The organism is Piscinibacterium candidicorallinum (assembly GCF_047549485.1).
In the GTDB taxonomy this organism is placed as follows: domain Bacteria; phylum Pseudomonadota; class Gammaproteobacteria; order Burkholderiales; family Burkholderiaceae_C; genus Piscinibacterium; species Piscinibacterium candidicorallinum.
The window spans coordinates 1,195,069-1,217,827 of record NZ_CP180191.1; the positions used below are offsets into that span (position 1 = coordinate 1,195,069).

The 22,759-nt window shown below is 65.7% G+C and carries 27 protein-coding genes; 13 read left to right on the forward strand and 14 right to left on the reverse strand.

All coding sequences use genetic code 11. The features are described from left to right. Positions 1 to 89: 89 nt before the first annotated feature. Complete coding sequence (locus ACMDW7_RS05360; protein ID WP_414859623.1) at positions 90 to 1,592, reverse strand: N-acetylmuramoyl-L-alanine amidase; 1,503 nt, start codon at positions 1,590 to 1,592, stop codon at positions 90 to 92. Next, positions 1,535 to 2,104, reverse strand: a complete 570-nt coding sequence (gene tsaE, locus ACMDW7_RS05365) for a tRNA (adenosine(37)-N6)-threonylcarbamoyltransferase complex ATPase subunit type 1 TsaE (protein ID WP_377300440.1) — start codon at positions 2,102 to 2,104, stop codon at positions 1,535 to 1,537. Before tsaE ends, ACMDW7_RS05360 begins: the two co-directional genes overlap by 58 nt. Here tsaE and queG point away from each other — a divergent pair. Further along, positions 2,103 to 3,176, forward strand: a complete 1,074-nt coding sequence (gene queG / locus ACMDW7_RS05370; protein ID WP_377300439.1) for a tRNA epoxyqueuosine(34) reductase QueG — start codon at positions 2,103 to 2,105, stop codon at positions 3,174 to 3,176. The two genes, tsaE and queG, sit on opposite strands and share 2 nt — an antisense overlap. On the opposite strand, the gene ACMDW7_RS05375 is transcribed toward queG, so the two are convergent. Genes ACMDW7_RS05375 through ACMDW7_RS05405 form a run of 7 tightly spaced genes read right to left on the reverse strand, consistent with a single transcriptional unit; the run spans position 3,167 to position 7,988 of the window. Beyond that, the gene (locus ACMDW7_RS05375; RefSeq protein WP_377300438.1) at positions 3,167 to 3,910 is read right to left on the reverse strand and encodes a 5'-methylthioadenosine/adenosylhomocysteine nucleosidase; all 744 of its coding nucleotides are present in this window, start codon (positions 3,908 to 3,910) and stop codon (positions 3,167 to 3,169) included. The two genes, queG and ACMDW7_RS05375, sit on opposite strands and share 10 nt — an antisense overlap. Before the next feature lie 21 nt (positions 3,911 to 3,931). After that, positions 3,932 to 4,483, reverse strand: a complete 552-nt coding sequence (locus tag ACMDW7_RS05380) for a hypothetical protein (protein ID WP_377300437.1) — start codon at positions 4,481 to 4,483, stop codon at positions 3,932 to 3,934. A gap of 13 nt (positions 4,484 to 4,496) precedes the next feature. Further along, complete coding sequence (locus tag ACMDW7_RS05385; protein ID WP_377300436.1) at positions 4,497 to 5,927, reverse strand: NAD(P)(+) transhydrogenase (Re/Si-specific) subunit beta; 1,431 nt, start codon at positions 5,925 to 5,927, stop codon at positions 4,497 to 4,499. Further along, on the reverse strand, positions 5,924 to 6,145 hold the full coding sequence (locus tag ACMDW7_RS05390; RefSeq protein ID WP_377300435.1) for a hypothetical protein: 222 nt from the start codon (positions 6,143 to 6,145) through the stop codon (positions 5,924 to 5,926). The genes ACMDW7_RS05385 and ACMDW7_RS05390 overlap by 4 nt, the downstream gene beginning before the upstream one ends. A gap of 18 nt (positions 6,146 to 6,163) precedes the next feature. Beyond that, positions 6,164 to 6,478 carry an NAD(P) transhydrogenase subunit alpha gene (locus ACMDW7_RS05395; RefSeq protein ID WP_377300434.1) on the reverse strand — a complete coding sequence of 105 codons (315 nt, stop codon included), beginning with the start codon at positions 6,476 to 6,478 and terminating at the stop codon, positions 6,164 to 6,166. Between the two features lie 5 nt (positions 6,479 to 6,483). Then, positions 6,484 to 6,843 carry an aspartate 1-decarboxylase gene (gene panD / locus ACMDW7_RS05400; RefSeq protein ID WP_377300433.1) on the reverse strand — a complete coding sequence of 120 codons (360 nt, stop codon included), beginning with the start codon at positions 6,841 to 6,843 and terminating at the stop codon, positions 6,484 to 6,486. Between the two features lie 32 nt (positions 6,844 to 6,875). Continuing rightward, positions 6,876 to 7,988 (reverse strand): Re/Si-specific NAD(P)(+) transhydrogenase subunit alpha, encoded by a 1,113-nt coding sequence (locus ACMDW7_RS05405; protein WP_377300432.1) that lies wholly within the window; start codon positions 7,986 to 7,988, stop codon positions 6,876 to 6,878. A 174-nt stretch (positions 7,989 to 8,162) separates the two neighbouring features. Between ACMDW7_RS05405 and ACMDW7_RS05410 the strand changes: the two genes are divergently transcribed. The 7 genes from ACMDW7_RS05410 to ACMDW7_RS05440 all read left to right on the forward strand — a co-directional run bounded on the left by ACMDW7_RS05410 (position 8,163) and on the right by ACMDW7_RS05440 (position 14,827). Continuing rightward, on the forward strand, positions 8,163 to 8,645 hold the full coding sequence (locus ACMDW7_RS05410) for an NUDIX hydrolase (protein WP_377300431.1): 483 nt from the start codon (positions 8,163 to 8,165) through the stop codon (positions 8,643 to 8,645). Beyond that, positions 8,638 to 8,979 (forward strand): hypothetical protein, encoded by a 342-nt coding sequence (locus tag ACMDW7_RS05415; RefSeq protein ID WP_377300430.1) that lies wholly within the window; start codon positions 8,638 to 8,640, stop codon positions 8,977 to 8,979. The genes ACMDW7_RS05410 and ACMDW7_RS05415 overlap by 8 nt, the downstream gene beginning before the upstream one ends. Before the next feature lie 33 nt (positions 8,980 to 9,012). Then, complete coding sequence (gene mnmA, locus ACMDW7_RS05420) at positions 9,013 to 10,092, forward strand: tRNA 2-thiouridine(34) synthase MnmA (protein WP_377300429.1); 1,080 nt, start codon at positions 9,013 to 9,015, stop codon at positions 10,090 to 10,092. Between the two features lie 300 nt (positions 10,093 to 10,392). Beyond that, complete coding sequence (locus ACMDW7_RS05425; protein WP_377300428.1) at positions 10,393 to 11,622, forward strand: efflux RND transporter periplasmic adaptor subunit; 1,230 nt, start codon at positions 10,393 to 10,395, stop codon at positions 11,620 to 11,622. A 17-nt stretch (positions 11,623 to 11,639) separates the two neighbouring features. Next, positions 11,640 to 12,377 (forward strand): ABC transporter ATP-binding protein, encoded by a 738-nt coding sequence (locus tag ACMDW7_RS05430; protein WP_377300427.1) that lies wholly within the window; start codon positions 11,640 to 11,642, stop codon positions 12,375 to 12,377. A 101-nt stretch (positions 12,378 to 12,478) separates the two neighbouring features. Further along, the gene (locus ACMDW7_RS05435) at positions 12,479 to 13,639 is read left to right on the forward strand and encodes an ABC transporter permease (protein ID WP_377300426.1); all 1,161 of its coding nucleotides are present in this window, start codon (positions 12,479 to 12,481) and stop codon (positions 13,637 to 13,639) included. 18 nt (positions 13,640 to 13,657) lie between these two features. Then, a complete protein-coding gene (locus tag ACMDW7_RS05440; protein WP_377300425.1) occupies positions 13,658 to 14,827 on the forward strand; it encodes an ABC transporter permease in 1,170 nt (389 codons plus the stop codon). Between the two features lie 204 nt (positions 14,828 to 15,031). Here ACMDW7_RS05440 and ACMDW7_RS05445 read toward each other — a convergent pair whose 3' ends face one another. From ACMDW7_RS05445 to ACMDW7_RS05460, 4 genes are read right to left on the reverse strand one after another with little or no spacing between them, the layout of a single operon-like run. Beyond that, positions 15,032 to 15,532, reverse strand: coding sequence for a DoxX family protein (locus ACMDW7_RS05445; RefSeq protein WP_377300424.1), 501 nt, complete (start codon positions 15,530 to 15,532; stop codon positions 15,032 to 15,034). Beyond that, the gene (locus tag ACMDW7_RS05450; protein WP_377300423.1) at positions 15,529 to 16,176 is read right to left on the reverse strand and encodes a putative DNA-binding domain-containing protein; all 648 of its coding nucleotides are present in this window, start codon (positions 16,174 to 16,176) and stop codon (positions 15,529 to 15,531) included. Before ACMDW7_RS05450 ends, ACMDW7_RS05445 begins: the two co-directional genes overlap by 4 nt. Beyond that, positions 16,166 to 17,065, reverse strand: a complete 900-nt coding sequence (locus ACMDW7_RS05455; protein WP_377300422.1) for a DUF692 domain-containing protein — start codon at positions 17,063 to 17,065, stop codon at positions 16,166 to 16,168. Before ACMDW7_RS05455 ends, ACMDW7_RS05450 begins: the two co-directional genes overlap by 11 nt. Positions 17,066 to 17,099: 34 nt before the next feature. After that, entirely contained in the window at positions 17,100 to 17,402 is a 303-nt protein-coding gene (locus ACMDW7_RS05460) for a DUF2282 domain-containing protein (protein WP_377300421.1), read from the reverse strand. A 156-nt stretch (positions 17,403 to 17,558) separates the two neighbouring features. Here ACMDW7_RS05460 and ACMDW7_RS05465 point away from each other — a divergent pair, with 156 nt between their 5' ends. Further along, positions 17,559 to 19,772 carry a spermidine synthase gene (locus ACMDW7_RS05465; protein WP_377300420.1) on the forward strand — a complete coding sequence of 738 codons (2,214 nt, stop codon included), beginning with the start codon at positions 17,559 to 17,561 and terminating at the stop codon, positions 19,770 to 19,772. A gap of 12 nt (positions 19,773 to 19,784) precedes the next feature. Here ACMDW7_RS05465 and ACMDW7_RS05470 read toward each other — a convergent pair whose 3' ends face one another. Beyond that, positions 19,785 to 20,162, reverse strand: coding sequence for a hypothetical protein (locus tag ACMDW7_RS05470; RefSeq protein WP_377300419.1), 378 nt, complete (start codon positions 20,160 to 20,162; stop codon positions 19,785 to 19,787). Positions 20,163 to 20,450: 288 nt separating this feature from the next. On the opposite strand from ACMDW7_RS05470, the gene ACMDW7_RS05475 reads away from it, so the two are divergent. The 4 genes from ACMDW7_RS05475 (at position 20,451) to ACMDW7_RS05490 (ending at position 22,668) form a co-directional block, all read left to right on the forward strand. Next, a complete protein-coding gene (locus tag ACMDW7_RS05475; protein WP_377300418.1) occupies positions 20,451 to 20,807 on the forward strand; it encodes a cupin domain-containing protein in 357 nt (118 codons plus the stop codon). 11 nt (positions 20,808 to 20,818) lie between these two features. Continuing rightward, a complete protein-coding gene (locus ACMDW7_RS05480; RefSeq protein ID WP_377300417.1) occupies positions 20,819 to 21,289 on the forward strand; it encodes a hypothetical protein in 471 nt (156 codons plus the stop codon). A 13-nt stretch (positions 21,290 to 21,302) separates the two neighbouring features. Next, positions 21,303 to 21,749: a dUTP diphosphatase gene (gene dut, locus ACMDW7_RS05485; RefSeq protein ID WP_377300473.1), complete on the forward strand. Its 447-nt coding sequence runs from the start codon at positions 21,303 to 21,305 to the stop codon at positions 21,747 to 21,749. Positions 21,750 to 21,984: 235 nt separating this feature from the next. Then, the gene (locus ACMDW7_RS05490; protein ID WP_377300416.1) at positions 21,985 to 22,668 is read left to right on the forward strand and encodes a glycine zipper 2TM domain-containing protein; all 684 of its coding nucleotides are present in this window, start codon (positions 21,985 to 21,987) and stop codon (positions 22,666 to 22,668) included. Positions 22,669 to 22,759: the final 91 nt, after the last annotated feature.

Sequence of the window (22,759 nt, forward strand, 5' to 3'; positions counted from 1 at the left end):
TTCGTTTAGAAGCAGAGAATGCCCAACTCCGCTCACGATGTGCGGAAGTACGGGATTTTGCGTTGCAGAAAACATCTGATTTCGGCCGTTCAAACGGTGCGCCGCAACGGTGGGTTGCGCGCAAAGTAGCGGCGCACGCCGAGATAGATCCGGTCGGCCATCTGTCGCTGGAAGTCCGGTGAGCGCAGGCGGCGCTCTTCTTCCGGGTTGGAGATGAAGGCGGTTTCCACCAGCACGCTGGGGATGTCCGGCGCACGCAGTACGGCAAAGTTGGCCTGCTCCACGCGCGGCTTGTGCAGCCTGTTGATGGCGCCGATCTTCTCCAGCATGGCGCTGCCCAGGCGCAGGCTGTCGTTGATCTGCGCGGTAGTGCTCATGTCCAGCAGGGCGCGCGCCACGTCGCGGTCTTTCACGTTGACGTTCACGCCACCCACGACGTCGGCGCTGTTCTCGCGCTGCGCCATCCAGCGTGCCGCCTCGGAGGTTGCGCCCCGTTGGGACAGTGCAAACACCGAGGAGCCGCGCGCTTCGGGCCGGATGAAGGCGTCGGCATGAACGCTGATAAAGAGGTCGGCCCGGACCGAACGTGCCTTGCGCACCCGCTCGCGCAGGGGAACGAAGTAGTCGCCATCACGGGTGAGCAGGGCGCGCATGTTCGGCGTGCTGTTGATGCGGTCGGCCAGCAGCTTGCCGATGATCAGGACGATGTCCTTCTCATAAGTGCCTGCCGGGCCGATGGCGCCGGGGTCTTCGCCGCCATGGCCGGGGTCGATGGCCACCGTGACCATGCGCGGCAGGCGCGGGAAGCTGGGCTCGTCGCGCAGCGGCGGTGGGGCGGGCATCGGGGCGGGTGAGGCCGGTGAGGGCACCGGTACTGCAGGCGGTACGCCCGGTGTGCCGACTGGCGGCAGAGGCACGGGCGGTGTTGGCGTGCTGCCGGGCGCTGCCGTGCCGGGGGCTGTGTGCACCGGCAAATCGTCCGGCGGCAGGCCGAGCATTTCTCTGGCGCGCGCAATCGACTGGCGGGTTTCGCTTTCCTCGATCTGGCGCAGCAGGGTGGCCAGCGGGTCTTCCTCCACCGTCGGGTAGAGGTCGAACACCAGGCGATTGCGGTAGTCCCCCACCGGCTGCAGGGTCAGGATCTGCGGGGCGATGTCCTGCTTGAGGTCAAAGACGATACGCACCACACGTGGCCGGTTTTGCGCAATCCGCACAGCGGAGATGAAGGGGTCGTTGGGCTGCACCTTGGCCACGAGCTCGCGCAGCGTGGCGTCGATTTCCAAGCCGTCCAGGTCGATCACGAAGCGGCGCGCGCCGTCCTTGACGACGAACTGCTCGTACTTCAGTGGGCCGTCATGCTCCAGGGTCACACGGGTGTAGTCTCGCGCCGGCCAGACACGCACGGCCACCATGCGGGCCAGACCATTCGCCGCGACCACGGGCAGCAGCAAGAGGCCGCCCAGCAGGCCGCACGAGTCGCGCAGGAAGCGGCGACGTGCTCGGCGCGTAGTTGCCACTGCCTGCGCGTCGGGCGTCAATTCGCGCGGGTTTTCGCGGCCTCTGCCAGCGGGACGGCGAGGCGCCTCAGCCATGTAGCTGCCTCCGCGGTGCGCGCTTCAATGCGCAGCGTGCGGCCGCCGCTTGCGGCTTCGGTGAGCTGCAGCTGCCAGGTGGGCGGAGGCAGCTGGGCCTGCCGAGTGGGCCATTCGACAGCGCTGATGGCCGGCGGCTCAAAGTGCTCGGCAAAGCCGGCATCCAACCATTCGAGTGGTTGCTCGCAGCGATAGAAGTCAAAGTGATACAGCTCGCATTCAGGTCGCCTGCCACCCCCTGCGGATGGCTCGGCTGCGCCTGAGAGTGCAGATTCGGCCAAAAGTTTAACGGCATAGGGTTCGACCAGGGCGAAGGTCGGGCTCTTGATCGGGCCAGTGATGCCGAGCGTGCGCAACAGGGCGCGGATGAAGGTGGTCTTGCCCGCGCCCAGATCGCCGATCAGCCAGATTCGGTCACCAGGCTGCAGGGCCTGCGCAAACACGGCGGCCGCAGCCTGGGTGGCGGCCTCCTGGACGAGGTCCAGCTCGAGCGCTTCGATAATGTCGGACATGACTGCGCCCGATCTGCTCCAAGTTGCCAAGGCCGTGAAGGATAGCGCCCGGGCGCTGGGCTTTTCGGACTGCCGCGTCAGTGATCTGGACCTCGGCCAGGCGCCGCAGCGGTTGCGCGACTGGCTGGCACAAGGGCGTCATGGCGAGATGGACTACATGGCGCGCCATGCCCAACTGCGCACCGACCCTGCACTGCTCGTGCCCGGCGCCATCCGTGCCATCTGCGTGCGCTTGGACTACTTGCACGACAAGCAGCCAGACTGGCAGGAGCGCTCGTGGCAGCGCATCCATGCACCTGGCGAGGCGACGGTCTCGCTTTATGCCCTTGGGCGCGACTATCACAAGGCGGTACGTCAGCGCCTTCAGCAGTTGGCCGATGCGATCAGCGCGCACATTCCGCACCAATACCGGGTGTTCAGCGACTCCGCGCCGGTCATGGAGGTCGAGCTGGCCACCAAGGCGGGTCTGGGTTGGCGGGGCAAGCACACCCTGCTGCTCTCGCGTGATGGCGGCAGCATGTTCTTTCTGGGCGAGATCCTGACCGACTGCCCGCTGCCGCTCGATGAACCGACCGGCGAGCATTGCGGCAGCTGCCAGGCCTGCATCGACATTTGCCCGACGCAAGCCATCACAGGTCCCTACCAGCTCGATGCGCGGCGCTGCATCAGCTACCTGACCATCGAGCACCGCGGCAACATTCCGGAAGACCTGCGGCCCCTGATGGGCAACCGCATCTACGGCTGTGACGACTGCCAGCTCGTCTGCCCCTGGAACAAGTACGCGCAGGTGGCGCGCGTGCCGGACTTTGCACCGCGCAACGGGCTGGATACCGCCACGCTGGTGCAGCTCTTTGCCTGGACTGAAGATGAGTTCAATCGCCGGCTGGAAGGCAGCGCCATCCGTCGCATCGGCCATGCACAGTGGCTGCGCAACATTGCCGTGGCCCTGGGCAACGGGGCGGCCACACCCGAGGCGCTTGGCGCGCTGCAATCACGCGCCAACCACGACGACCCGCTGGTGCGCGAGCACGTCGCCTGGGCCCTGGCCCGGCTGCAGGGCTCTCAGAGCTGAGCGAGAAAGCGCACGATCACGTCGTGCGCCATGCGCGAGGCCACGGTCGAGATGAAGCGGCCGAAATCCACGTGAGCACTGTCATTCGCAGCGTCCGAGATGGTGCGAAAGCTCGCCAGCGGCACGTGGTAGTCGTGGCAGACCTGGGCCACGGCCGCGCCTTCCATTTCCACCGCCAGCGCATCGGGCAGCGGGTCGGTGATGGAGCGGCGCAAGGCTTCGCTGCCGATGAACTGGTCGCCCGAGACGATCAGCCCCTGATGCACCTGCGGGGCAGTGATGCCCAGCGCGAGCGCGGCCGGTGCGCCGTGCCAGGCCTGCGCCACGGGCTGCGCCGCGGCGAGCAGCTGGCGCGTGAGCGCAGCGTCGCTGGCAAAGCGGGCAATGCCCAGGTAGGGCACCTCATAGCGCGGAAACAGCGGGCGCACATCCAGGTCATGCTGCACGAAGCTGTCGGCCACGACCAGGTCGCCCACCTCCACGCTGGGGTGCAGGCCGCCGGCGGTGCCGGTGAAGACCACCGCATCCACACCGAAGCGTTCGATCAGCACGGTGGCCGTCGTGGTGGCTGCGACCTTGCCGATGCGCGCCAAACCCGCCACTAGCGTGTGCCTGCCGAACGGACCTTCAAAGAACTCGCGCGAGGCGACGCTGTGCGTGTGCGCCGTGCCGCGCATGTCGGCAAGAAAGGTGTTGAGCTCGTCGGGCATGGCCGCGAGCAGGCCGATCTTCATGTGGGTGTTCCCAAGTACCGCTCAGAGCGTGTCGTTGATGTGCCGAACGATCCGCTCGGCCGCCTGCCGGGCGGAACACTGGTCCGTGTCGATCGTCAGACTCTCGCGATCGGGCAGGGCATGCGTGGTGTCGTAGGTCCGCAGGATCTCGTCGAGCTTTTCGAGGGACTTGGCCTTGCTCGTGTCAGCGCGTGATGGGTCGAGCACGCGTTCACGCAGGGTCTCTACGCGTGCCGTGAGGCGTACCGGATACACCGTGCCGCCAGCGCACTCGACCTTGTCGAATAGGTCGAGATAGAACGCGTCATCCACCGGCTTGGCGTAGACAAAGGTAAAGATCAGCGGGATGCGGTGCTCCACCCCGGCGCGGATCATCGCCAAGCGCACAGCCGCAACCGATTCGTTGAACGCCGGGCTGAACCAGTCGAACACGGCGCCCACGCAATCCAGCGAGATATGGTTGTGATAGACCCGCCAGCCGCGCTGGGCGTCCTGCGCAGCAAGCTCGCGCGCCACGGCCAGCTTGCCCACCGCCGGCGGGCCGTAGATGAAGACGAAGGGCGTCGCCTGCATCGATCGGATCGCGTCAGACGTTGTCGACGGCCTTGACCAGGTCTTCCATGACCTTCTTGGCGTCGCCGAAGACCATCATCGTCTTGTCCATGTAGAACAGTTCGTTGTCCAGGCCGGCATAGCCCGAAGCCATGGAGCGCTTGTTGACGATGACGTTCTTCGCCTTGTAGGCCTCCAGGATCGGCATGCCGTAGATCGGGCTGCCCTTCACGTGCGCCGCCGGGTTCACCACGTCGTTCGCACCCAGCACCATGACCACATCGGTCTGGCCGAACTCGCTGTTGATGTCTTCCATCTCGAAGACCTGGTCATAGGGCACCTCGGCTTCGGCTAGCAGCACATTCATGTGGCCCGGCATGCGCCCGGCCACGGGGTGGATGGCGTACTTGACCGTGATGCCGCGCTCCTTGAGCTTGGCGGCCAGTTCCTTCACGGCGTGCTGGGCACGAGCCACGGCCAGACCGTAGCCCGGCACGATGGTGACGGTCTCGGCGTTGGTCAGCAGGAAAGCGGCGTCATCGGCACTGCCGCTCTTCACGTTGCGCTGCTGCTGTGCGCCGCCCGTGGCTGCAGACGTATCGCCACCAAAGCCGCCCAGGATCACGTTGAAGAAGGAGCGGTTCATTGCCTTGCACATGATGTACGAGAGGATCGCGCCGCTCGAACCCACCAGCGAGCCTGCGATGATCAGCATGCTGTTGTTCAGCGAAAAGCCGATACCCGCCGCCGCCCAGCCGGAATAGCTATTCAGCATGGACACCACCACTGGCATGTCTGCGCCGCCAATTGGGATGATGATCAGCACGCCCAGCACAAAGGACAGGGCCAGCATGATGTAGAAGGCGGTCCAGCTCTCGGTGACGAAGAACACGCCGCCCCAGATCAGCGTCGCGATACCCAGCAGCAGGTTCAGCATGTGCTGGCCCTTGAACACCACCGGCGCGCCCTGGAACAGGCGGAACTTGTACTTGCCGGACAGCTTGCCGAAGGCGATCACCGAGCCGCTGAAGGTGATGGCGCCGATGGCCGCCCCCAGGAAGAGCTCGATGCGGTTCCCCACGGGAATCTGCCCGCCCTTGGCCACAATGCCAAAGGCCCAGGGCTCAGCCACTGCAGCCACGGCAATGAACACCGCAGCCAGGCCGATCATGCTGTGCATGAAGGCCACCAGTTCGGGCATCTTGGTCATCTCGACCTTGTTGGCCATATAGGCGCCCAGGCCGCCGCCGATGACCAGCCCCGCCAGCACATAGGCCATGCCGGCCGCCGGGTTCTGCGAGAGCTTGAAAATCAGCGCCACCGTGGTCAGCACGGCAATCGCCATGCCGGTCATGCCGAACACATTGCCCTTGATGGACGTGGTCGGGTGCGACAGACCCTTGAGCGCCTGGATGAAGCAGACGCTGGCCACGAGATAGAGCAGGACGACGACGTTCATGCTCATTGGGACTCCCCCTTCTGGTTCTTGGATTGCTCGCCTTCGTCTTGCGCGCGCTGGCGCTCCTTGACCTTGGCGGTGGCAAAGGCGGCAGCCAAGCCGCCGGCAATGATGGCCGGGAACAGCGCGAACTCCGCCAGCGGCGGTACCTGGCGCAGCAGCAGCAGCACCGGCAGGGACACCACCAGAAAGACGACGCCGGGCAGCCAGTACTCAGGTTTCATCGCGCTGATTCCGATGGATCACTTGGACTCGCCCGCGGGCTTCTTGTCCTTCTTCTTGAACATCTCCAGCATCCGGCGCGTGACGAGAAAGCCGCCGAAGACGTTCACCGCCGCCAGCGCCACGGCCAGCACGCCCATGGTCTTGCCCAGCGTGGTTTCCGTGAGTGCGGCCGCGAGCATGGCGCCCACGATGATGATCGCCGAGATGGCATTGGTCACAGCCATCAGCGGCGTATGCAGCGCAGGAGTGACGTTCCAGACCACGTGGTAGCCCACATAGATGGCCAGCACGAAGATGATGAGGTTGATGACAAGCGGGCTGATCTCGGCCATGGGGCTTACTCCTTCATGCCAGTCATGTGGTTGCGGTCGTTCACGAACACGACCTTGGGCTTGTAGGTCTTGGCGAGGGCATCGTCCATCGGCGCGTAGGTGCAGATGATGAGCAGGTCGCCAGCTGCGGCGCAGCGTGCAGCCGCGCCGTTCAGGGTGATGGCGCCGCTGCCCGCGGGCTCCACGATCGCGTAGGTCGAGAAGCGCTGGCCGTTGTTGACGTTGTAGATGTCCACAGCCTCGTTGGGCAGGATGTCGGCGGCTTCGAGCAGCTTGGCGTCGATGCCGCAGGAGCCTTCGTAGTGCAGGTCTGCGCCGGTGACGGTGACACGGTGCAGCTTGCTGCGCAGCATGATTCTTTGCATGGGTGCTTCAGGCGATGCGAGAGGAGCCAGGTTCAGGCACGGGTCACGGCGCCCGCGTGGGCAACCATGCAGGCCTTGACGATCTCGTCTTCGAGGTTGAGGTGGAAGGCGCCGTCCTTGTCCGTGACCAGCTTGAGAAAGTCCAGCAGGTTGCGGGCATACAGCGCCGAGGAATCGGTGGGCACGCTGGCCGGAATGTTCACGGCACCGATGATCGTGACGCCATGCTTGACCACGGTCTGGCCAGCCTCGGTGAGTTCGCAGTTGCCGCCACGCTCGGCGGCCATGTCCACGATCACGGCGCCGGGTTTCATCTGGGCCACAGTCTCGGCGTTGATCAGGCGCGGCGCGGGCCGGCCAGGAATCAGCGCGGTGGTGATGGCAATGTCGGCCTGCTTCAGGCGCTCGGCCACCATCGCGGCCTGACGCTTCATCCAGGCCTCGGGCATCGGGCGGGCGTAGCCACCCACGCCTTCGGCGATCTGGCGCTCTTCATCGGTTTCGAAGGGCACATCGATGAACTTGCCGCCCAGTGATTCCACCTGTTCCTTGGTGGCGGGGCGCACGTCACTAGCTTCTACAACCGCCCCCAGGCGCTTTGCGGTGGCAATGGCCTGCAGGCCGGCCACGCCCACGCCCAGAATCACCACGCGGGCGGCTTTCACGGTGCCGGCTGCGGTCATGAGCATGGGCATGAGCTTGCCGTAGGCGTTCGCACCCATGAGCACGGCCTTGTAGCCGGCCACGTTCGCCTGGCTGGACAACACATCGAGCGATTGCGCGCGAGAGATGCGGGGCGCCGCCTCCATGGCAAAGGCGGTCAGATTGGCCTGGGCTAGCTTCTGCAAGCCGTCGCCATTGAAGGGCTCGAGCATGCCGATCAGCACGGCACCAGCCTTCATCTGGCCCAGCTCATCGGCGTCCGGCGCCCAGACCTTGAGGACCACGTCCTGCGCCAGGGCTTCGGCGTGGTTCACGATGCGGGCGCCTGCGGCGGCGTAAGCCTCATCGGTATTGAAACTGGCTGTGCCGGCCCCAGCTTCCACACACACCTCGTGCTTGGCGGCCAACTTCTTGACGGTCTCGGGCGTAGCGGCCACGCGTGTCTCGCCGGCGCGTGTCTCGCGCGGAATGCCGAATTTCATCTGAGCGATCCTCCAGCGGGGCGTTTTGGGTATGCACCTGGAACGTGTTTGTCTGCAGCCGGCGCCCCGACCAAGCCGGCCGGGCCGGGGCCGCGAGCCCCAACTAAAATCCGAAATTAACCGAAAAGTCTGGCGCGACTGCTGCATTTGCCCATGCCAGCTGCGCATCAAGCCATGAGTGCTTCCTCTAAACCCAGCGTGACGGTCGCCGCAATCGTCGAGCGTGATGGCCGCTTTCTCATCGTCGAGGAAGACACGGCCGACGGCGTTCGCCTGAATCAACCCGCCGGGCACTGGGAGCAGGGCGAGAGCCTGATCGATGCGGTCAAGCGCGAAACGCTCGAGGAAACCGGCCACCGCTTCGAGCCCACGGGCTTCCTGGGCGCCTACATGAGCCGCTACACCTCCGCCAAGACCGGCGAGGACGTGACCTATGTGCGCTTTGCCTTTGTGGGCGAGTTGGGTGAGGTGGTGGCGGGCGCGGAGCTCTCGCCCGAGATCCGCCGCGTAGCCTTCATGAGCGCCGACGATCTGCGCATGATGAACGACATACACCGCAGCCCCCTGGTGATGCGCTGCATCGACGACTACCTCGCCGGCCGGCGCCTGCCGCTAGAGGCCATCTACACCCATCCATCGGTGCGAAATCATGTCTGAATCGACGCCATCTCTACGCATCTTCGCCTGCCTCCCGGTTGCCGGACTTCTGGCGTTTTGCGTGTTGATTCTGCACGAATGGTGGATTGTTGGCGTTGTGGCAGATCCGGCTGTCCTCGAGTCCTACCGCTTCGGATCAGAATCAATGGTCAGCCATTGTGGCACCAAGTATGTGTCTCAGGGGGCTTATGCCTTTGCTGCGTTTCGCGACTCGGTGCTTGCGCTCGCGCTAGCAAGTGTGTTTGCTGGCGGCTATGTGCGCCGCTCAGTGCGGCTGGTGATCGGCGGCTATGCACTGCTCTTTTGCGGTCTGGTGGTGCTCTATGCAACGTGAACTCGCTTTGGAATGTGTTCTTGAGGGCGCAGCATGAGCAAGCCCAAGGTGGTGGTGGGCCTCAGCGGCGGGGTGGACTCGTCGGTGTCGGCCTGGCTGCTCAAGGAGCAGGGCTACGAGGTCATCGGCCTGTTCATGAAGAACTGGGAGGACGATGACGACAGCGAGTACTGCTCCACCCGGCAGGACTGGCTGGACGCCGTGAGCGTGGCTGACCGCATCGGCATCGACATCGACGCCGTGAACTTTGCCGCCGAATACAAGGAGCGGGTGTTCAGCTACTTCCTGCAGGAGTACGAGGCCGGCCGCACGCCCAACCCGGACATCCTGTGCAACACCGAGATCAAGTTCAAGGCTTTTCTGGATCACGCCATGAAGATGGGCGCGGACCACATTGCCACCGGCCACTATGCCGGCGTGCGCCAGGTGGGCGATCGCTTTGAGCTGCTCAAGGGCAAGGACCCGGCCAAGGACCAGAGCTACTTCCTGCACCGGCTCACGCAGGCGCAGCTCTCCAAGGCGATCTTCCCGCTTTACGACATCGAGAAGACGCGGGTTCGGGAGATTGCTGCGCAGATCGGTCTGCACAACGCCGCCAAGAAGGACAGCACGGGCATCTGCTTCATTGGCGAGCGGCCGTTCCGCGAGTTTTTGAACCGCTACCTGCCCACCAAGCCCGGGCCCATCCTCACGGACGAGGGCAAGCTCATCGGCGAGCACGTTGGCCTGTCCTTCTACACCCTTGGCCAGCGCAAGGGCATCGGCATCGGCGGGCAGAAGGCAGGCAATGGCGAGCCCTGGTTCGTCGCCCGCAAGGACATGGCCGCCAACACGCTGTATGTGGTGCAGGGCCATGAGCACCCGTGGCTCAAGCAGATCGCCGTGGCCACGGAGCAGCCGCACTGGATTGCTGGCGCCCCGCCCGAGCTTGACGCGCCGCTCGCGGCGAAGACCCGCTATCGCCAGCAGGATGCCGCCTGCCATTTGACGGCGGACAACGCCCGTGGCTTCACGCTCGCATTCGACGAGCCTCAATGGGCCGTCACGCCCGGCCAGAGCGCGGTGGTCTACGCCGGTCAGGTGTGCCTGGGTGGAGGCGTGATCGCGGCTTGAGCAGGCAGGGCGGGTAGGCTGCGCTGATTCGCGTGGCTGAAAGTAGCTTTTTTCAATCCAAATGAATGCCACTTTCCGCATGCCTGTCGGTCTTCTTGAGCACTTTATGGTCATGTTCTATTTCGGCCGAAAAGTACCTAAATGGCTCTGGGTGCGCGTCTTCGGGCATGCACCACGCCTGCGCCAGCGCCTTTCGGCCTGCTGAAAACCACAGCGCCCGGCCAAACGCAGCGCGACGAGCTGCAACCTATCATCGGCACAGACTCCTCCACATCGGTGCACTGCGCCGCGCACGCCCTCATGACTGAACCCGCAAGCAGCAACCCCCTGGCCAAGCTCAAGATCCAGCGCGGCGGCCTCGCGCCAAAGCGCCGCAAGCCCTGGGTGCGCTGGGCCGTGATCGGCGCCATCGTCATCGCGGTGGCCTTCGTTTTCCTGGCCATGCCCCGCAAGCCCGAGGTGCAGGTGGTCTCGGTCATCACCACCACGGCGAGCCAGCAGTTTGCCCAGCTCACCGCCAGCGGCTATGTCGTGGCGCAGCGCCGCGCGGCGGTCTCCAGCAAGGCCAGCGGCCGGCTGGAGTACCTCGCGGTGGCCGAGGGCAGCCGGGTCAAGGCCGGCGACCTGATCGCCCGGCTGGATGCCCGTGATGTGGCGGCGCAGCTGGCCGGTGCCAAGGCGGCCGTGAATGTGTCGCAGGCGGGGCTGGCCTCGGCCGAGGTCGAGCTGAAGAACGCCCAGGCCGACTACGCCCGCGTGCAAAGCCTGGTGAAGCAGAACTTCGTCTCGGCCTCTGCGGCCGATGATGCCCGCGCCCGTGTGGAGCGTGCCCAGGCCGCCGTGGCCCAGGCCCGTGCCGGCGTGGAGAACAGCCGCGCCGGGGCGAATGCCGCTGCGGTGGCCAAGGACTTCACCGAGATCCGCGCGCCCTTCGACGGCGTGGTGCTGGTGAAGAACGCCAACGTGGGCGACAACATCACGCCCTTTTCCAGCGCCGCTGGCAGCCTGGGCGCCGTGGTCACGATGGCGGACATGAGCACCCTGGAGGTCGAGGCGGACGTGAGTGAATCCAGCCTGGCGAAGGTCAGCATCGGCATGCCGGTGGAGATCGTGCTCGATGCCCTGCCGGACACCCGCTTCAAGGGCAGCGTGGCCCGCATCGTGCCCACGGTGGACCGCGCCAAGGCCACGGTGATGACCAAGATCAAGTTCGACAAGCTGGACGCGCGCATCCTGCCTGAGATGAGCGCCAAGGTGACCTTCCTGTCCAAGCCGATCACGGATGCCGACCAGAAGCCGGTGCTGGCCGTGAACCCCGCGGCGATCGTGGAGCGCGAGGGCAAGCCCGTGCTGCTGCGCGTGAACAAAACGGACAAGGGTGAGACCCTTGAGCTCGTGCCCGTGCAGCGCGGCGGTACGGTGGGCGAGAGCGTGACGGTGACCGGCGAGATCAAGAGCGGCGACCGCGTCGTGCTCCGGCCGGACGCCAAGCTGGCCAACGGCAGCGCCGTGCGCGTGGCTGGCCGGTAATTGACGCAACACGCACCATGAGCGACCCCACCCCGATCATCCGCATCCGCAGTCTGGCCAAGGCCTATCTGCGCGGCGAGCAGGTGATTCCCGTGCTCACCGATATCAACCTGGACGTGATGCCCGGCGAGTTCGTCTCGCTCATGGGGCCGAGCGGCTCGGGCAAGAGCACGCTGCTCAATCTCATCGCCGGCATCGACAAGCCCAGCGGCGGCAGCATCGAAGTGGACGGCGTGGACATTGCACGCCTGAGTGAAGGTGAACTGGCTGACTGGCGTGCCGCCCATGTGGGCTTCATCTTCCAGTTCTACAACCTGATGCCCGTACTCACGGCCTACGAGAACGTGGAGTTGCCGCTGCTGCTCACGAGCCTGTCGCGCAGCGAGCGGCGCGAGCATGTGAGCGCGGCGCTGGAGATGGTGCAGCTGGCCGACCGCATGGACCATTACCCGAATGAACTCTCCGGCGGCCAGCAGCAGCGCGTGGCCATTGCCCGCGCACTGGTCACGGACCCCACCCTGATCGTGGCGGATGAGCCCACCGGCGACCTGGACCGCACCACGGGCGCCGAGGTGCTGAACCTGCTGGAGCAGCTCAACACCGAACTGGGCAAAACCATCGTCATGGTCACGCACGACCCCAAGGCCGCCGCCCGTGCGCGCCGCCGCATCGAGCTGGAGAAGGGCGTGCTGGTGGATGGTGATGCGCCTCAGGCCGCTGCGGAGGCCGCCGCACAACCCGTGGGGGCGGAGTGACCGCAGCGGGCTCCGCTTGTCCCGCGCGGCTTGCCAGCCATTTTGGTCTGGAAAACCGCATGAATGCTGGATCTGCGTTTCCGGATCGAGGGCACTGAACCATGTTCATGTTCAAGCTGCTGCTCAAGAACGCGTTCCGCCACAAGCTGCGGACCCTGCTGACCATGGTGGGTCTGGTGGTGGCGATCGCGGCCTTCGGCTTCCTGCGCACCATCATCGACGCCTGGTATGCCGGGGCGGATGCCACCTCCAGCGTGCGTCTGGTCACTCGCAATGCCGTGTCGCTGGTGTTTCCGCTGCCGCTGTCGTACGCGGAGCGCATCCGCGGGGTGGACGGTGTGACCGGTGTGAGCTGGTCCAACTGGTTCGGTAGCGTATACGGCAGCGAGCGCAACTTCTTCCCGCAGTTTGCCGTGGACCCGGAGAGCTACATCAATCTCTACCCGGAGTTCATCTTCAACGAGGGCGAGCGCCGCGCCTTCCTGCTGGACCGGCAGGGCGCCGTGGCTGGCCGCAAGCTGGCCGACACCTATGGCTGGAAGGTGGGCGACCAGATCGCCCTGCGCGGCACCATCTACCCCGGCACCTGGACCTTCACCCTGCGCGCCATCTATGACGGTGCCGACGCCAAGACCGACACCTCGCGCTTCTTCTTCCACTGGAAGTACCTGAGCGAGTCCGTGCGCAAGAGCGGCAACAGCCGTGCGGCCGATCAGGTGGGCGCCTATGTGGTGCGCATTGCCAACCCGGATGACGCAGCCCTCGTCTCGCAGCGGGTCGATGCCATCTTCAAGAACTCCCAGGGCGAGACCCTCACCGAGACCGAGCAGGCCTTCCAGCTTTCCTTCGTGTCGATGAGCGAGCAGATCCTGCTGGCGGTGTCGGCCGTGAGCTACGTGATCCTGGTCATCATCCTGGCCGTCATGGCCAACACCATGACCATGACGGCGCGTGAACGCACGGCGGAGTACGCGACCCTCAAGGCCCTGGGCTTCCAGCCGGGCTTCGTGGTGCGCCTATTGTTTGGTGAGAGCCTGCTGATTGCGCTGATCGGCGGGGCCATCGGCATCCTGCTGACCTATCCGCTGGCCGCGGGCTTCAAGCAGGCCAGCGGCAACCTGTTTCCGGTGGTGGCGGTGAGCGACACCACCGTGCTGCTGCAGGTGGGCGCGGCCATCATCGTCGGGCTGATCGCCGCGGCCTGGCCCGCCTGGAAGATGGCGCGCATCGATATCGTGGGCGGGCTGCGGCATGTGGCCTGAACACCAAGGCGGCGGCACGTGAAGCAGGTGCCTTTCTCCTACATCGCGCGCAACCTCTGGGTGCGGCGCGTGACCACGGCGCTCACAGCCATCGGCCTGGCGCTGGTGGTCTATGTGTTTGCCACGGTGCTGATGATGAGCGAGGGCATCAAGGCCACGCTCGTGGCCACCGGGCAGCCGGACAACGTGATCGTCATCCGCAAGGGCAGCGGCAGCGAGATCTCCTCGGGCATCGATCGCGTCTCGGCGTCGATCGTCGAGAGCAGCAGCGGCATTGCCACCGACGGCACCGGCCAGCGTCTGGTGTCCAAGGAGCCGGTGGTCGTCATCAATCTGGAACGGCGCAACACCGGCAAGCCCAGCAACGTCACGGTGCGCGGCATCGGGCCGCTGGGTGCCGCGCTGCGCCCGCAGGTGCGCATCACCGCAGGCCGCATGTTCCGCCCGGGCACCAACGAGATCGTGGCTGGCAGCTCGATTGCGGCCGGCTTTTCAGGCGCCGGCATCGGCGAGACCCTGCGCTTTGCCGGGCGCGACTGGGTGGTGGTGGGCGTGATGGATGGCGGCAAGACGGCCTTTGACAGCGAGGTCTGGGGCGATGCCGAGCAGATGATGCAGGGTTTCCGGCGCCTGTCCTTTTCCACCGTGATCTTTCGCCTGGCGGACCCGGACGACTTCGACCGCGTGAAGGCGGCGCTGGACAATGACCCGCGCCTGCAGCTCGATGTGAAGCGCGAGCAGCAGTTCTACAGCGAACAGTCCGAGGCCCTGGCCACCTTCATCCGCGTGCTGGGCCTGACCATCTCGGTGATCTTCTCGATCGGCGCGATCGTCGGCGCCATGATCACCATGTTCGCCACTGTGGCGCAGCGCGTGGGCGAGATCGGCACCTTGCGTGCACTGGGTTTCCGGCGCAGCGCGGTGCTGATCGCCTTCCTGATTGAAAGCCTGTTGCTGAGTCTGGTGGGCGGGCTGATCGGCCTGCTGGGCGCGAGCCTGATGCAGAACTTCAGCCTGTCCACGGTCAACTTCAGCACCTTCGCCGAGATCGCCTTCGGCTTCGTGCTCACGCCGAGCATCGTGGTGCAGACGCTGATCTTTTCGCTGGTGATGGGGCTGGTCGGCGGCTTCCTGCCCGCGCGGCGGGCGAGCAAGCTCAAGATCGTGGATGCGCTGCGCGAGGCCTGATCAATCCCGGGAATGAGAAGCTGGATCCAGTATTCATGCGGCTCTTCAGGCCACAGTGGCTGAAGAACCGCACCAGACAAGCGATCATGAGTGCAGGGGGCTCGCGCTGACATGGGCTCGCTCCTCCGCGCCTCTTTCCGCGGCGGCGAGCAGTGCTCGCCGAAACCCCGCCTACAGCATGGGACAAGCGGTGCGGCCCGCAGATCAGACCGCCGCGCGCGTCTGCTTCAACCCTATGCGCTGCCACACCGCCTTGCACACCGTCCAGTCGATCGACAGCTTGCCGCTGCCAAACAGCGCCACGGTGGCGAGCATCACGCCCCAGGTGACGTGACCTTGCAGCGCGGCGGGCGCAATGCCGGGGTAGCTCACCACGGCGACGATGTTCATCACGAACAGACCGGCAGCACCGAAGCGCCCCGCCAGACCGAGGGCCAGCAGCACCGGCAGCACCAGTTCACCGCCGGTGCCAAACACGGCTGCAATGTCTGGCGGCAGCAGGGGCACCTTGTATTCCTCCGTGAACAGCAGCAGGGTGGTCTCCCAGTCCCGGATCTTGGTCAGGCCGGCGAGGAAGAAGACATTGGCCACGTACAGGCGCAGGCCGAGCAGAAAGACGCTCTGCGCCCAGGGTTCGATGTTGGAGAGCAGCTTGCCCAGCGGGCTGAGAAAGGGGTTGCTGCGCATCTGGGCCAGGGTGTTCATGCGGGGTCTCCCGAAAGGTGTTCGACAAGTGCTGAGGCTTGGTCGAAGGGCAGCGGGAAAACTTGCACTCGCAGATCCTGGCGCATCACGAGTGCGCCTTCGGGCTGCGCGGGGTCGATCTCGCCCAGCTCGATGCCATGCCCCGGCTGGTGCGCAAGCCAGATGGACGCCACAGCAGCTTGCTCGGCCAGCACGCGCGTGCCAGGCAGTACGAAGGGGTCGTCTGCGGCCTGCGCGAGCTGCGCTGCCGTGGCGTTGGGGGCGGATTGCGCCTCATGCACCGCCCATTCCAGTCGCGCCAGACCCGGCAGCCAGGCAAAGCTGGCGGTGGGTATAAAGGCGGTGGCAAAGTCGGCCAACGCCGCACCCCAGAGCGCCCAGTCACCGGCCTGGGCCGGATGGGCGCGCCAAAAGTGCGGGGCCAGCGCATCGAAGAATTCGGCCCCCAGCATCTGGCGGGTGACCGGATAGGCGGCGCCCAGCGCGCCGGTGGCGTGGGCCATGACATTGCCGCGATACAGACCCACGCGCCGCGCGTTGCGTGCGGCGTCGCCAGCCAGGGCCGGCAGCAGGGCGTCCGTGGCGGCATGGATTCGCAGCGCCGCGCCAAAGCGCGCCTGCAGCTCGGCCAGCTCAGCCGACATGGGCCGGCTCCGGCAGGTGGATGCTTTGCGCCTGAAGTTCGCGCGCAATCCGGATCTCGTCGAGCAAAACCTCCAGTGCCGGCACCGCCGTGTCCCATTCAATCAGCGTGGGCTGGGCGCCGAAGCGATCGAGCGCGCGGCTGTAGAGCGCCCAGACCGCCGGGCGGGCCCGTGAGCCGTGGTCGTCCACTAGGCCATCCTCGGTCTCCAGATGGCCCGCCACATGAAACTGCCGCACGGCATCTGCGGGCAGGGCGTTCAGCGCCGTGGCTGCGTCAAAGCCGAAGTGCACGCCGTTGATGTACAGGTTGTTGAGGTCCAGCAGCACGCCGCAGCCGGTGCGCTGCACGGCCCGGGCAATGACGTCCATCTCACTGAACTCGTCGCCGGCAAACTGCACGTAGGCCGTCGCGTTTTCGATCAGGATCGGCCGCTTCAGCAGCGCCTGCACCTGATCGATGTGCGCGCAGAGCGCGTTCAGGGCCTGGCGCGTGTAAGGCAGGGGGAGCAGGTCGTTGTAGGTGGCTGCGGCATCGGCCGTCCAGCACACGTGCTCGGAGACCAGCGCGGGTTGAACGCTGTCAACCAGGGCGCGCAACATGGCCAGATGCACCGGATCGAGTCCGTGCGCATTGCCCAGACCCAGGCCCACGCCATGCAGGCTCACGGGCCAGCGCTGGCGCACGGTATCCAGCACGGCGCGCGCTGCGCCCCCCGGCGCAAAGAAGTTCTCGCTGTGGACCTCAAGAAAGTCCACCTGCGAATGCAATGAATTCTGAAGGGGGCCGGATGCGCCCGGGTCCGGCAGGTGGTCTGCGGCCTGGCAGAACGCGCTGTAGTGCGCGTGCCGCAGACCCAGACCGACCCAGCCGATGCGGTCTCTTTCCATGGATTCCTCGGTGGGGCGCATCCGGTGACTGCGCTTATTTCTTGTCGCTCATCTTGGCGGCGGCGGCCTTCTTGGCGGCGTCCGGCGTCAGACCGCCACCCATCTTCTCGCAGGTACCCTTGGCCACGTACTTCCACTCGTCCGGGCTCATGTCGGTCTTGTTCTGACCGGCGCAGGAGTGGGTGCCGCTGGCGTTGGCGCAGTCGTTCTGGCCGGCCTTGGCCACGCCGTAACACTTTTCCTTGGCGGCCTGGGCGTGGGCGGGCATGACGGCGCTGGTGGCGGTCACGGCCAGGACGGATGCGAATGCGGTGCGCAGCAGTGCTTGCTTGTTCATGATCTGATCTCCTGAATGTTGCGATTGCAAAGGTGTGAGCCGATCTCACGCAGGGTCAGTCGGATGGGCGGGAAAGTCCTTACACGCTGCCCGGTATATTTCTTTGCACATCCGCTCGGAGCCCTGCGCCGGCGCTCCAGACCCAACAAGGTGACCATGTACCGCCTGTTTCCGCTGACGATCTTCCTGTCGGCTTTTCTGCTGTTTCTGGTCCAACCCCTGATCGGCAAGCAGGTGGTGCCCTGGTTTGGCGGCTCCGCCGGCGTCTGGACGGTCTGTCTGGCCTTCTTTCAGCTGGTGCTGCTGGCGGGCTACGGCTACGCAGACCTGATGGGCCGGTTCGCCATCCGCCGCCAGATGCAGGTGCATCTGGGTGTGCTGCTGCTGGCGTTGCTCACGCTGCCCATCCTGGCCAACCCCGCGCTCAAGCCCCTGGGCGACGAAGACCCCACCGGCCGGCTCATGCTGCTGCTGGCGGCCACGATCGGCCTGCCGTACTTTGCGGTGTCGTCCACCGGCCCCTTGATCCAGAACTGGTTTGCCACCGTCACGCCCAAGACAGATGCGCGTCGCGAGCGGGTCTACCGCCTCTTCGCACTCTCGAACCTGGCGTCACTGTTTGCGCTGATGGCCTATCCCTTCGCCATCGAGCCCTTCATGCCCGTAAAGCAGCAGGCTTGGGTGTGGTCCGGGCTGTTCGTGCTGTTTGCGCTGCTCTGCGGGGCGAGCGCAGTGATGGCCGCGCGCGCGGTGGCGGCCATGCCGCCGCCCGCACCGGTGGACCCGCACGCTTATGTGACGCACGAGCCGCCCACGGCCGGCCGTTACCTGCTGTGGTTCACGCTCTCGGCCCTGGGCTGCATCATGCTCGTGACGGTCAGCACGCACATCACGCAGAACGTGGCCAGCGTGCCTTTCCTCTGGATCCTGCCGCTGGCGCTGTATCTGCTGACCTTCATCCTGTGCTTTGACTCGGACCGCTGGTACCGCCGCGGCCTGTTCCAGCCGCTGCTCATGGTGCTGGTGCCTGCCATGGCCTGGGGCCTGTTCACCAAGAACACCGTGCTGCCCTTCTGGCAGGCCGTGCCCTTGTATTGCGGCGGGCTGTTTGTCATCTGCATGTTCTGCCACGGGGAACTCTCGCGTGCCAAACCCGCACCGGAGTACCTCACGCGCTTCTATCTGATGATCTCCCTGGGCGGCGCAGTCGGCGGGCTGCTGGTCGGGCTGGTGGCGCCGCGCGTGTTCAACGCCTATTGGGAACTCCCTCTCGCGCTGCTGCTGGCTGCGCTGATGTTGTTTGTGGTGATGCGCGATGAGGGTTGGGGCAAGCCGCTGTTCTCGTTGCTGACTGCGGCCACCTTCGGCTTTGCCGTGTGGTGGTGGTTCTGGCACGTGGAAGCCAACCCCTTCGAGACTGAGGCGATGCGCAACGCCGTCGTCGCGATCATCGGCCTGGCGGTGGTGGCGCTGTTTCTCGGCATCTCGCGCAGCATCTCCGGCACCGCAGCCACCCTGGGCCTGATCGCGGCGGTGATGACTGCAAGCTTCGGCTGGCAATACCGCGAGGTGTTCACGCGCGACGTGATCGCCATGGACCGCAACTTCTACGGCACCGTGCGCGTGCGCCAGAGCCCGGACGGCACGGACCGCAAGCTCACGCATGGCGTGATCCTGCACGGCCAGCAGTTCCTGGACGAGGAACGCCGCCGCTGGCCCACCACCTATTACTCCAGCACCTCGGGTGCAGGGGTAGCCCTCGAAGCCTTGCGTCAGGCACGCAAGCGGCCGCTGAAGGTCGGGCTGATCGGCCTGGGTGTCGGCACGCTGGCCACCTGGGGGCAGCCGGGCGATCAGTTCCGCTTCTACGAGATCAACCCGCAGGTGATCGATCTTGCGAAGCGCGACTTCACCTACCTGAAGGATTCACGCGCCAACGTCACCACGGCGCTGGGCGACGCGCGGCTGGTGCTGGAGCGCGAGGCGCCGCAGGGCTTTGATCTGCTGGTGGTGGATGCCTTCACCAGTGACGCGATTCCCGTGCATCTGGTCACCAAGGAGGCGATGGCGACTTACGCGCGCCAGCTTGCACCCGGCGGCATCGTGGCCTTTCACGTATCCAACCGCTATCTGGATCTGGTTCCCGTGGTGGCGGGCATTGCGGCGGCCAACAACATGAGCACCGTCAAGATCGCCGATGAGCGGGCCGAGTGGTATCTGTCCCGCACGGACTACGTGCTGGCCACGCCGGATACCAAGACGCTCGCGCTCAAGCCGATCGCCGAGCGGGCCGAAGCCGTGGTGCCGCGCGCCGGATTCGCGACCTGGACGGACGACTACAACAACCTGTTCGCGATCCTGAAGCGCTGAGCGGGCCTTGCGCTAGGCGCTGAACCGCACGCCACCGGGCTCATCGCCCTCGCGGGTCGGGTTGGTGTCTCGGTAGCGGCCGAAGCGGTCGCGCCCCGGCGGCAGCGTGTCGCGAAATACCTCCGTCAGCCCCTGGGTGCACCAGATGCAGATGGCGGTGTCGGTGCGTGTGAGGTTCTGGCAGACCGGGCAGAGCACGAAGGGCGGCAGTTTCTGGTCGCCCAGATCGGCACCGCGCCCACGGCGGCGCGCCAGCAGGCGGCGGCGTGATCGGGTGTGTTGCACCTTCAGCGTCACCAACGACACGGCCAGCACGACGCCCGCGATCCCGAAGACCCAAACCGCGCTGTTGAGATCGCACCACCACTGCACCCCAGACACACAGTTCATTGTTCGCTCCCTGCGCGCCGTCTGGACCGGCAGCCTCTGGGCACCGGCAGCAGCGCGATCTGCGCAGACTAGGGAGCCGGCGGGCTACTGTCAGAACGGCGTCGGGAGTGTCAAAAACTGATACGCGCGGTTCAAAACCTCGCGGCGCGGCACGGGTTTCATCTGCGGTTGGCGCGGGTTCGTCTCAGGGCCCGGATGGCGGGCGCGGGCTGCATGGGACAATGTCCCCGGTTGTCGGCCATTCGGCGCCGCAGTCCGCATCGCCTGACCGGGTTCCTTCCTCACACCATGCAAAGCATCAGCTTTTCCGACCCTGCACCCGGGCCGACAATCGACTTCCCGCGCGAGGACCGGCGGATTACCGGTGTGCCGCGGCGCCAGACCTGGCTGTTCCACGAAGATGCAGCGTCAGGCGGCAGTTTTGGTGTCTGGACCTGCGAGGTCGGGCACTGGCGCATCGAGTTCGCGCCGGACAAGTCGGAACTATTTCACGTGCTAGAAGGGCGCTGCGCGATCCACGATGCGCAGGGCGGCGCCAAGCTCTACGGCCCGGGCGACACCTGCGTGATTCCGCCGGGTTTTTCGGGCAGCTTCGAGGTCATCGAACCCATTCGCAAGATCTTTGCCCTGGCCCAGCGAGCCTGAGGAGGCATGTCATGAACATTGACGATCTCACCCCCAAGGATGGCGACTTCGTGCGCGAGGTCGAACGCATTCAGGCGCGGATGCAGGCGCTGAACGTGGGCCAGCAGCTGACTGACGTGAGCGGCAGCGGTCGCCGGCCGGCGGCAAGCAAGCCGCGGCAGGCCGCGCCCGGCACAGCAACCCTTCAGACGCCACCGCAGGCCGCAGCGCGCAACGCGCAGAACACCACTGCACGCGCCGTCGTGGCCGGCGACAAGCCACCGCTGACGCGCGCCGAGGCCGAAGCCCTGCTCAACGCCATGAAGAGCGGCGAGGTTGATGTGCGCCAGTGGTTCAAGACGCCGATGGGTGTTGCCGTGCTTGCCGGCGGCTCGTTGTTCGGAGCAGGGGTGTTGTCCCTGATTCTGGACGTGCCCTACTTCCTGGCGCTGGCCATCATCGGCGGCATTGCTTTCAGTGTGCTCAACCCCAAGAAGAAGTGAGTTCTCCGCCGTGATTCAACTGGACGTCAAGATCCTCGATGAACGCCTGCGCCAGGCACTGCCTGAGTACGCCACCGCCGGTGCCGCCGGCCTGGACCTGCGCGCGGCCATCGATGTGCCGCTGCTCATCGAACCCGGCAGCACGCACCTCATCCCGACCGGTCTGGCCATCCACATCGGCGACCCCGGCTACTGCGCGATGATCCTTCCGCGTTCCGGCCTGGGCCACAAGCACGGCATCGTGCTGGGCAATCTGGTCGGTCTGATCGACAGCGACTACCAGGGCCAGCTCATGGTCAGCACCTGGAATCGCGGGCAGACGGCCTTCACGCTCAATCCGCTGGACCGGCTGGCGCAGCTGGTGATCGTGCCGGTCATGCAGGTGAAGCTGAACGTTGTGGGGGAGTTTGCGGCGTCCGAGCGCGGCACAGGCGGATTCGGTTCAACCGGCCGCAATTAAGGTTCAATTTCGGACGTGATTTTTTCTATCACTGAATAGATAAAGATTGTCTACTCATATGCGGAAAGTCGGTTTTTCCGGATAGATTTGAGTCAATTTCGGTCAGATGTGTTTTAAACGCCGATCGCAAGCCTCTGATACAACTCGCAGGTTCCGTTACGTTTGAAACGATTCGAAGGCGCTCGCGCTGCGCTCTGACCCGTTCAATGAGCACATCCAACTTCAGGGAGTGCCCATGAGCACCGTCGATTCCGCCGCGCCGACCCGTTCTTCGATCCACCCCGTCATGTGGGTGGCTGCCGGCAGCGTCATTGTGCTGAGCCTGACGGGTATTGCCGCGATGACCGGCTTGCTGCCCACTGGCCAGGCCCGTTCCGGTCAAGCTGCTGCGCCGGCGCTGGCAGCCGCCAGCGGTTCTGCCGCGTCCGCGGCGCAGCGCCAAGGCCCGGTGGGTGACAACCCCGCCAACCACACGGCCGAAGCCACGGCCATGAGCAAGCAGCCGCCGCGCCAGGCTGGCGGCACCAGCGCGCGCAGCAGCGCACCCGCGCAGACGGCGGACGCGCCCGCCCCGGTTGCAGCGCGCAACGAAGGGACCATCGAATCCATCCGCACCGTAACCCGCAAGGGCGACGCCAGCGGCGTGGGTGCCGTGGCCGGCGGCGTGCTCGGCGCGGTGGTGGGCAACCAGTTCGGCAAGGGCGACGGCCGCAAGGCGATGACGGTCGTCGGCGCCGCCGGCGGTGCCTTGGCGGGCAACGAAATCGAAAAGCAGCGCAACAGCACCACACACGTGGAAGTGGCCGTGCGGATGAACGACGGCAGCCGCCGCGTGCTGGCCCTGGCCGCCCAGAACGGCTGGCGCGTGGGTGATCGCGTGCGCATCGACGGCACCGGCAAGTTGGCCAGCGCCGGTTGAGGGCGACTGGACGGGCAGCACGCCACTGCGCGGTTAGGCGCCTCCAAAGCAGAACGGGCCCGCGGGCCCGTTCTGCTTTCATGCCTTGGAC

Bases quoted from the DNA above. Each gene is read 5' to 3' on its own strand.
- ACMDW7_RS05360 (WP_414859623.1), bottom strand. From the start codon at position 1,592: ATGGCTGAGGCGCCTCGCCGTCCCGCTGGCAGAGGCCGCGAAAACCCG.
- queG (WP_377300439.1), top strand. From the start codon at position 2,103: ATGACTGCGCCCGATCTGCTCCAAGTTGCCAAGGCCGTGAAGGATAGC.
- tsaE (WP_377300440.1), bottom strand. From the start codon at position 2,104: ATGTCCGACATTATCGAAGCGCTCGAGCTGGACCTCGTCCAGGAGGCC.
- ACMDW7_RS05375 (WP_377300438.1), bottom strand. From the start codon at position 3,910: ATGAAGATCGGCCTGCTCGCGGCCATGCCCGACGAGCTCAACACCTTT.
- ACMDW7_RS05380 (WP_377300437.1), bottom strand. From the start codon at position 4,483: ATGCAGGCGACGCCCTTCGTCTTCATCTACGGCCCGCCGGCGGTGGGC.
- ACMDW7_RS05385 (WP_377300436.1), bottom strand. From the start codon at position 5,927: ATGAGCATGAACGTCGTCGTCCTGCTCTATCTCGTGGCCAGCGTCTGC.
- ACMDW7_RS05390 (WP_377300435.1), bottom strand. From the start codon at position 6,145: ATGAAACCTGAGTACTGGCTGCCCGGCGTCGTCTTTCTGGTGGTGTCC.
- ACMDW7_RS05395 (WP_377300434.1), bottom strand. From the start codon at position 6,478: ATGGCCGAGATCAGCCCGCTTGTCATCAACCTCATCATCTTCGTGCTG.
- panD (WP_377300433.1), bottom strand. From the start codon at position 6,843: ATGCAAAGAATCATGCTGCGCAGCAAGCTGCACCGTGTCACCGTCACC.
- ACMDW7_RS05405 (WP_377300432.1), bottom strand. From the start codon at position 7,988: ATGAAATTCGGCATTCCGCGCGAGACACGCGCCGGCGAGACACGCGTG.
- ACMDW7_RS05410 (WP_377300431.1), top strand. From the start codon at position 8,163: ATGAGTGCTTCCTCTAAACCCAGCGTGACGGTCGCCGCAATCGTCGAG.
- ACMDW7_RS05415 (WP_377300430.1), top strand. From the start codon at position 8,638: ATGTCTGAATCGACGCCATCTCTACGCATCTTCGCCTGCCTCCCGGTT.
- mnmA (WP_377300429.1), top strand. From the start codon at position 9,013: ATGAGCAAGCCCAAGGTGGTGGTGGGCCTCAGCGGCGGGGTGGACTCG.
- ACMDW7_RS05425 (WP_377300428.1), top strand. From the start codon at position 10,393: ATGACTGAACCCGCAAGCAGCAACCCCCTGGCCAAGCTCAAGATCCAG.
- ACMDW7_RS05430 (WP_377300427.1), top strand. From the start codon at position 11,640: ATGAGCGACCCCACCCCGATCATCCGCATCCGCAGTCTGGCCAAGGCC.
- ACMDW7_RS05435 (WP_377300426.1), top strand. From the start codon at position 12,479: ATGTTCATGTTCAAGCTGCTGCTCAAGAACGCGTTCCGCCACAAGCTG.
- ACMDW7_RS05445 (WP_377300424.1), bottom strand. From the start codon at position 15,532: ATGAACACCCTGGCCCAGATGCGCAGCAACCCCTTTCTCAGCCCGCTG.
- ACMDW7_RS05450 (WP_377300423.1), bottom strand. From the start codon at position 16,176: ATGTCGGCTGAGCTGGCCGAGCTGCAGGCGCGCTTTGGCGCGGCGCTG.
- ACMDW7_RS05455 (WP_377300422.1), bottom strand. From the start codon at position 17,065: ATGGAAAGAGACCGCATCGGCTGGGTCGGTCTGGGTCTGCGGCACGCG.
- ACMDW7_RS05460 (WP_377300421.1), bottom strand. From the start codon at position 17,402: ATGAACAAGCAAGCACTGCTGCGCACCGCATTCGCATCCGTCCTGGCC.
- ACMDW7_RS05465 (WP_377300420.1), top strand. From the start codon at position 17,559: ATGTACCGCCTGTTTCCGCTGACGATCTTCCTGTCGGCTTTTCTGCTG.
- ACMDW7_RS05470 (WP_377300419.1), bottom strand. From the start codon at position 20,162: ATGAACTGTGTGTCTGGGGTGCAGTGGTGGTGCGATCTCAACAGCGCG.
- ACMDW7_RS05475 (WP_377300418.1), top strand. From the start codon at position 20,451: ATGCAAAGCATCAGCTTTTCCGACCCTGCACCCGGGCCGACAATCGAC.
- ACMDW7_RS05480 (WP_377300417.1), top strand. From the start codon at position 20,819: ATGAACATTGACGATCTCACCCCCAAGGATGGCGACTTCGTGCGCGAG.
- ACMDW7_RS05490 (WP_377300416.1), top strand. From the start codon at position 21,985: ATGAGCACCGTCGATTCCGCCGCGCCGACCCGTTCTTCGATCCACCCC.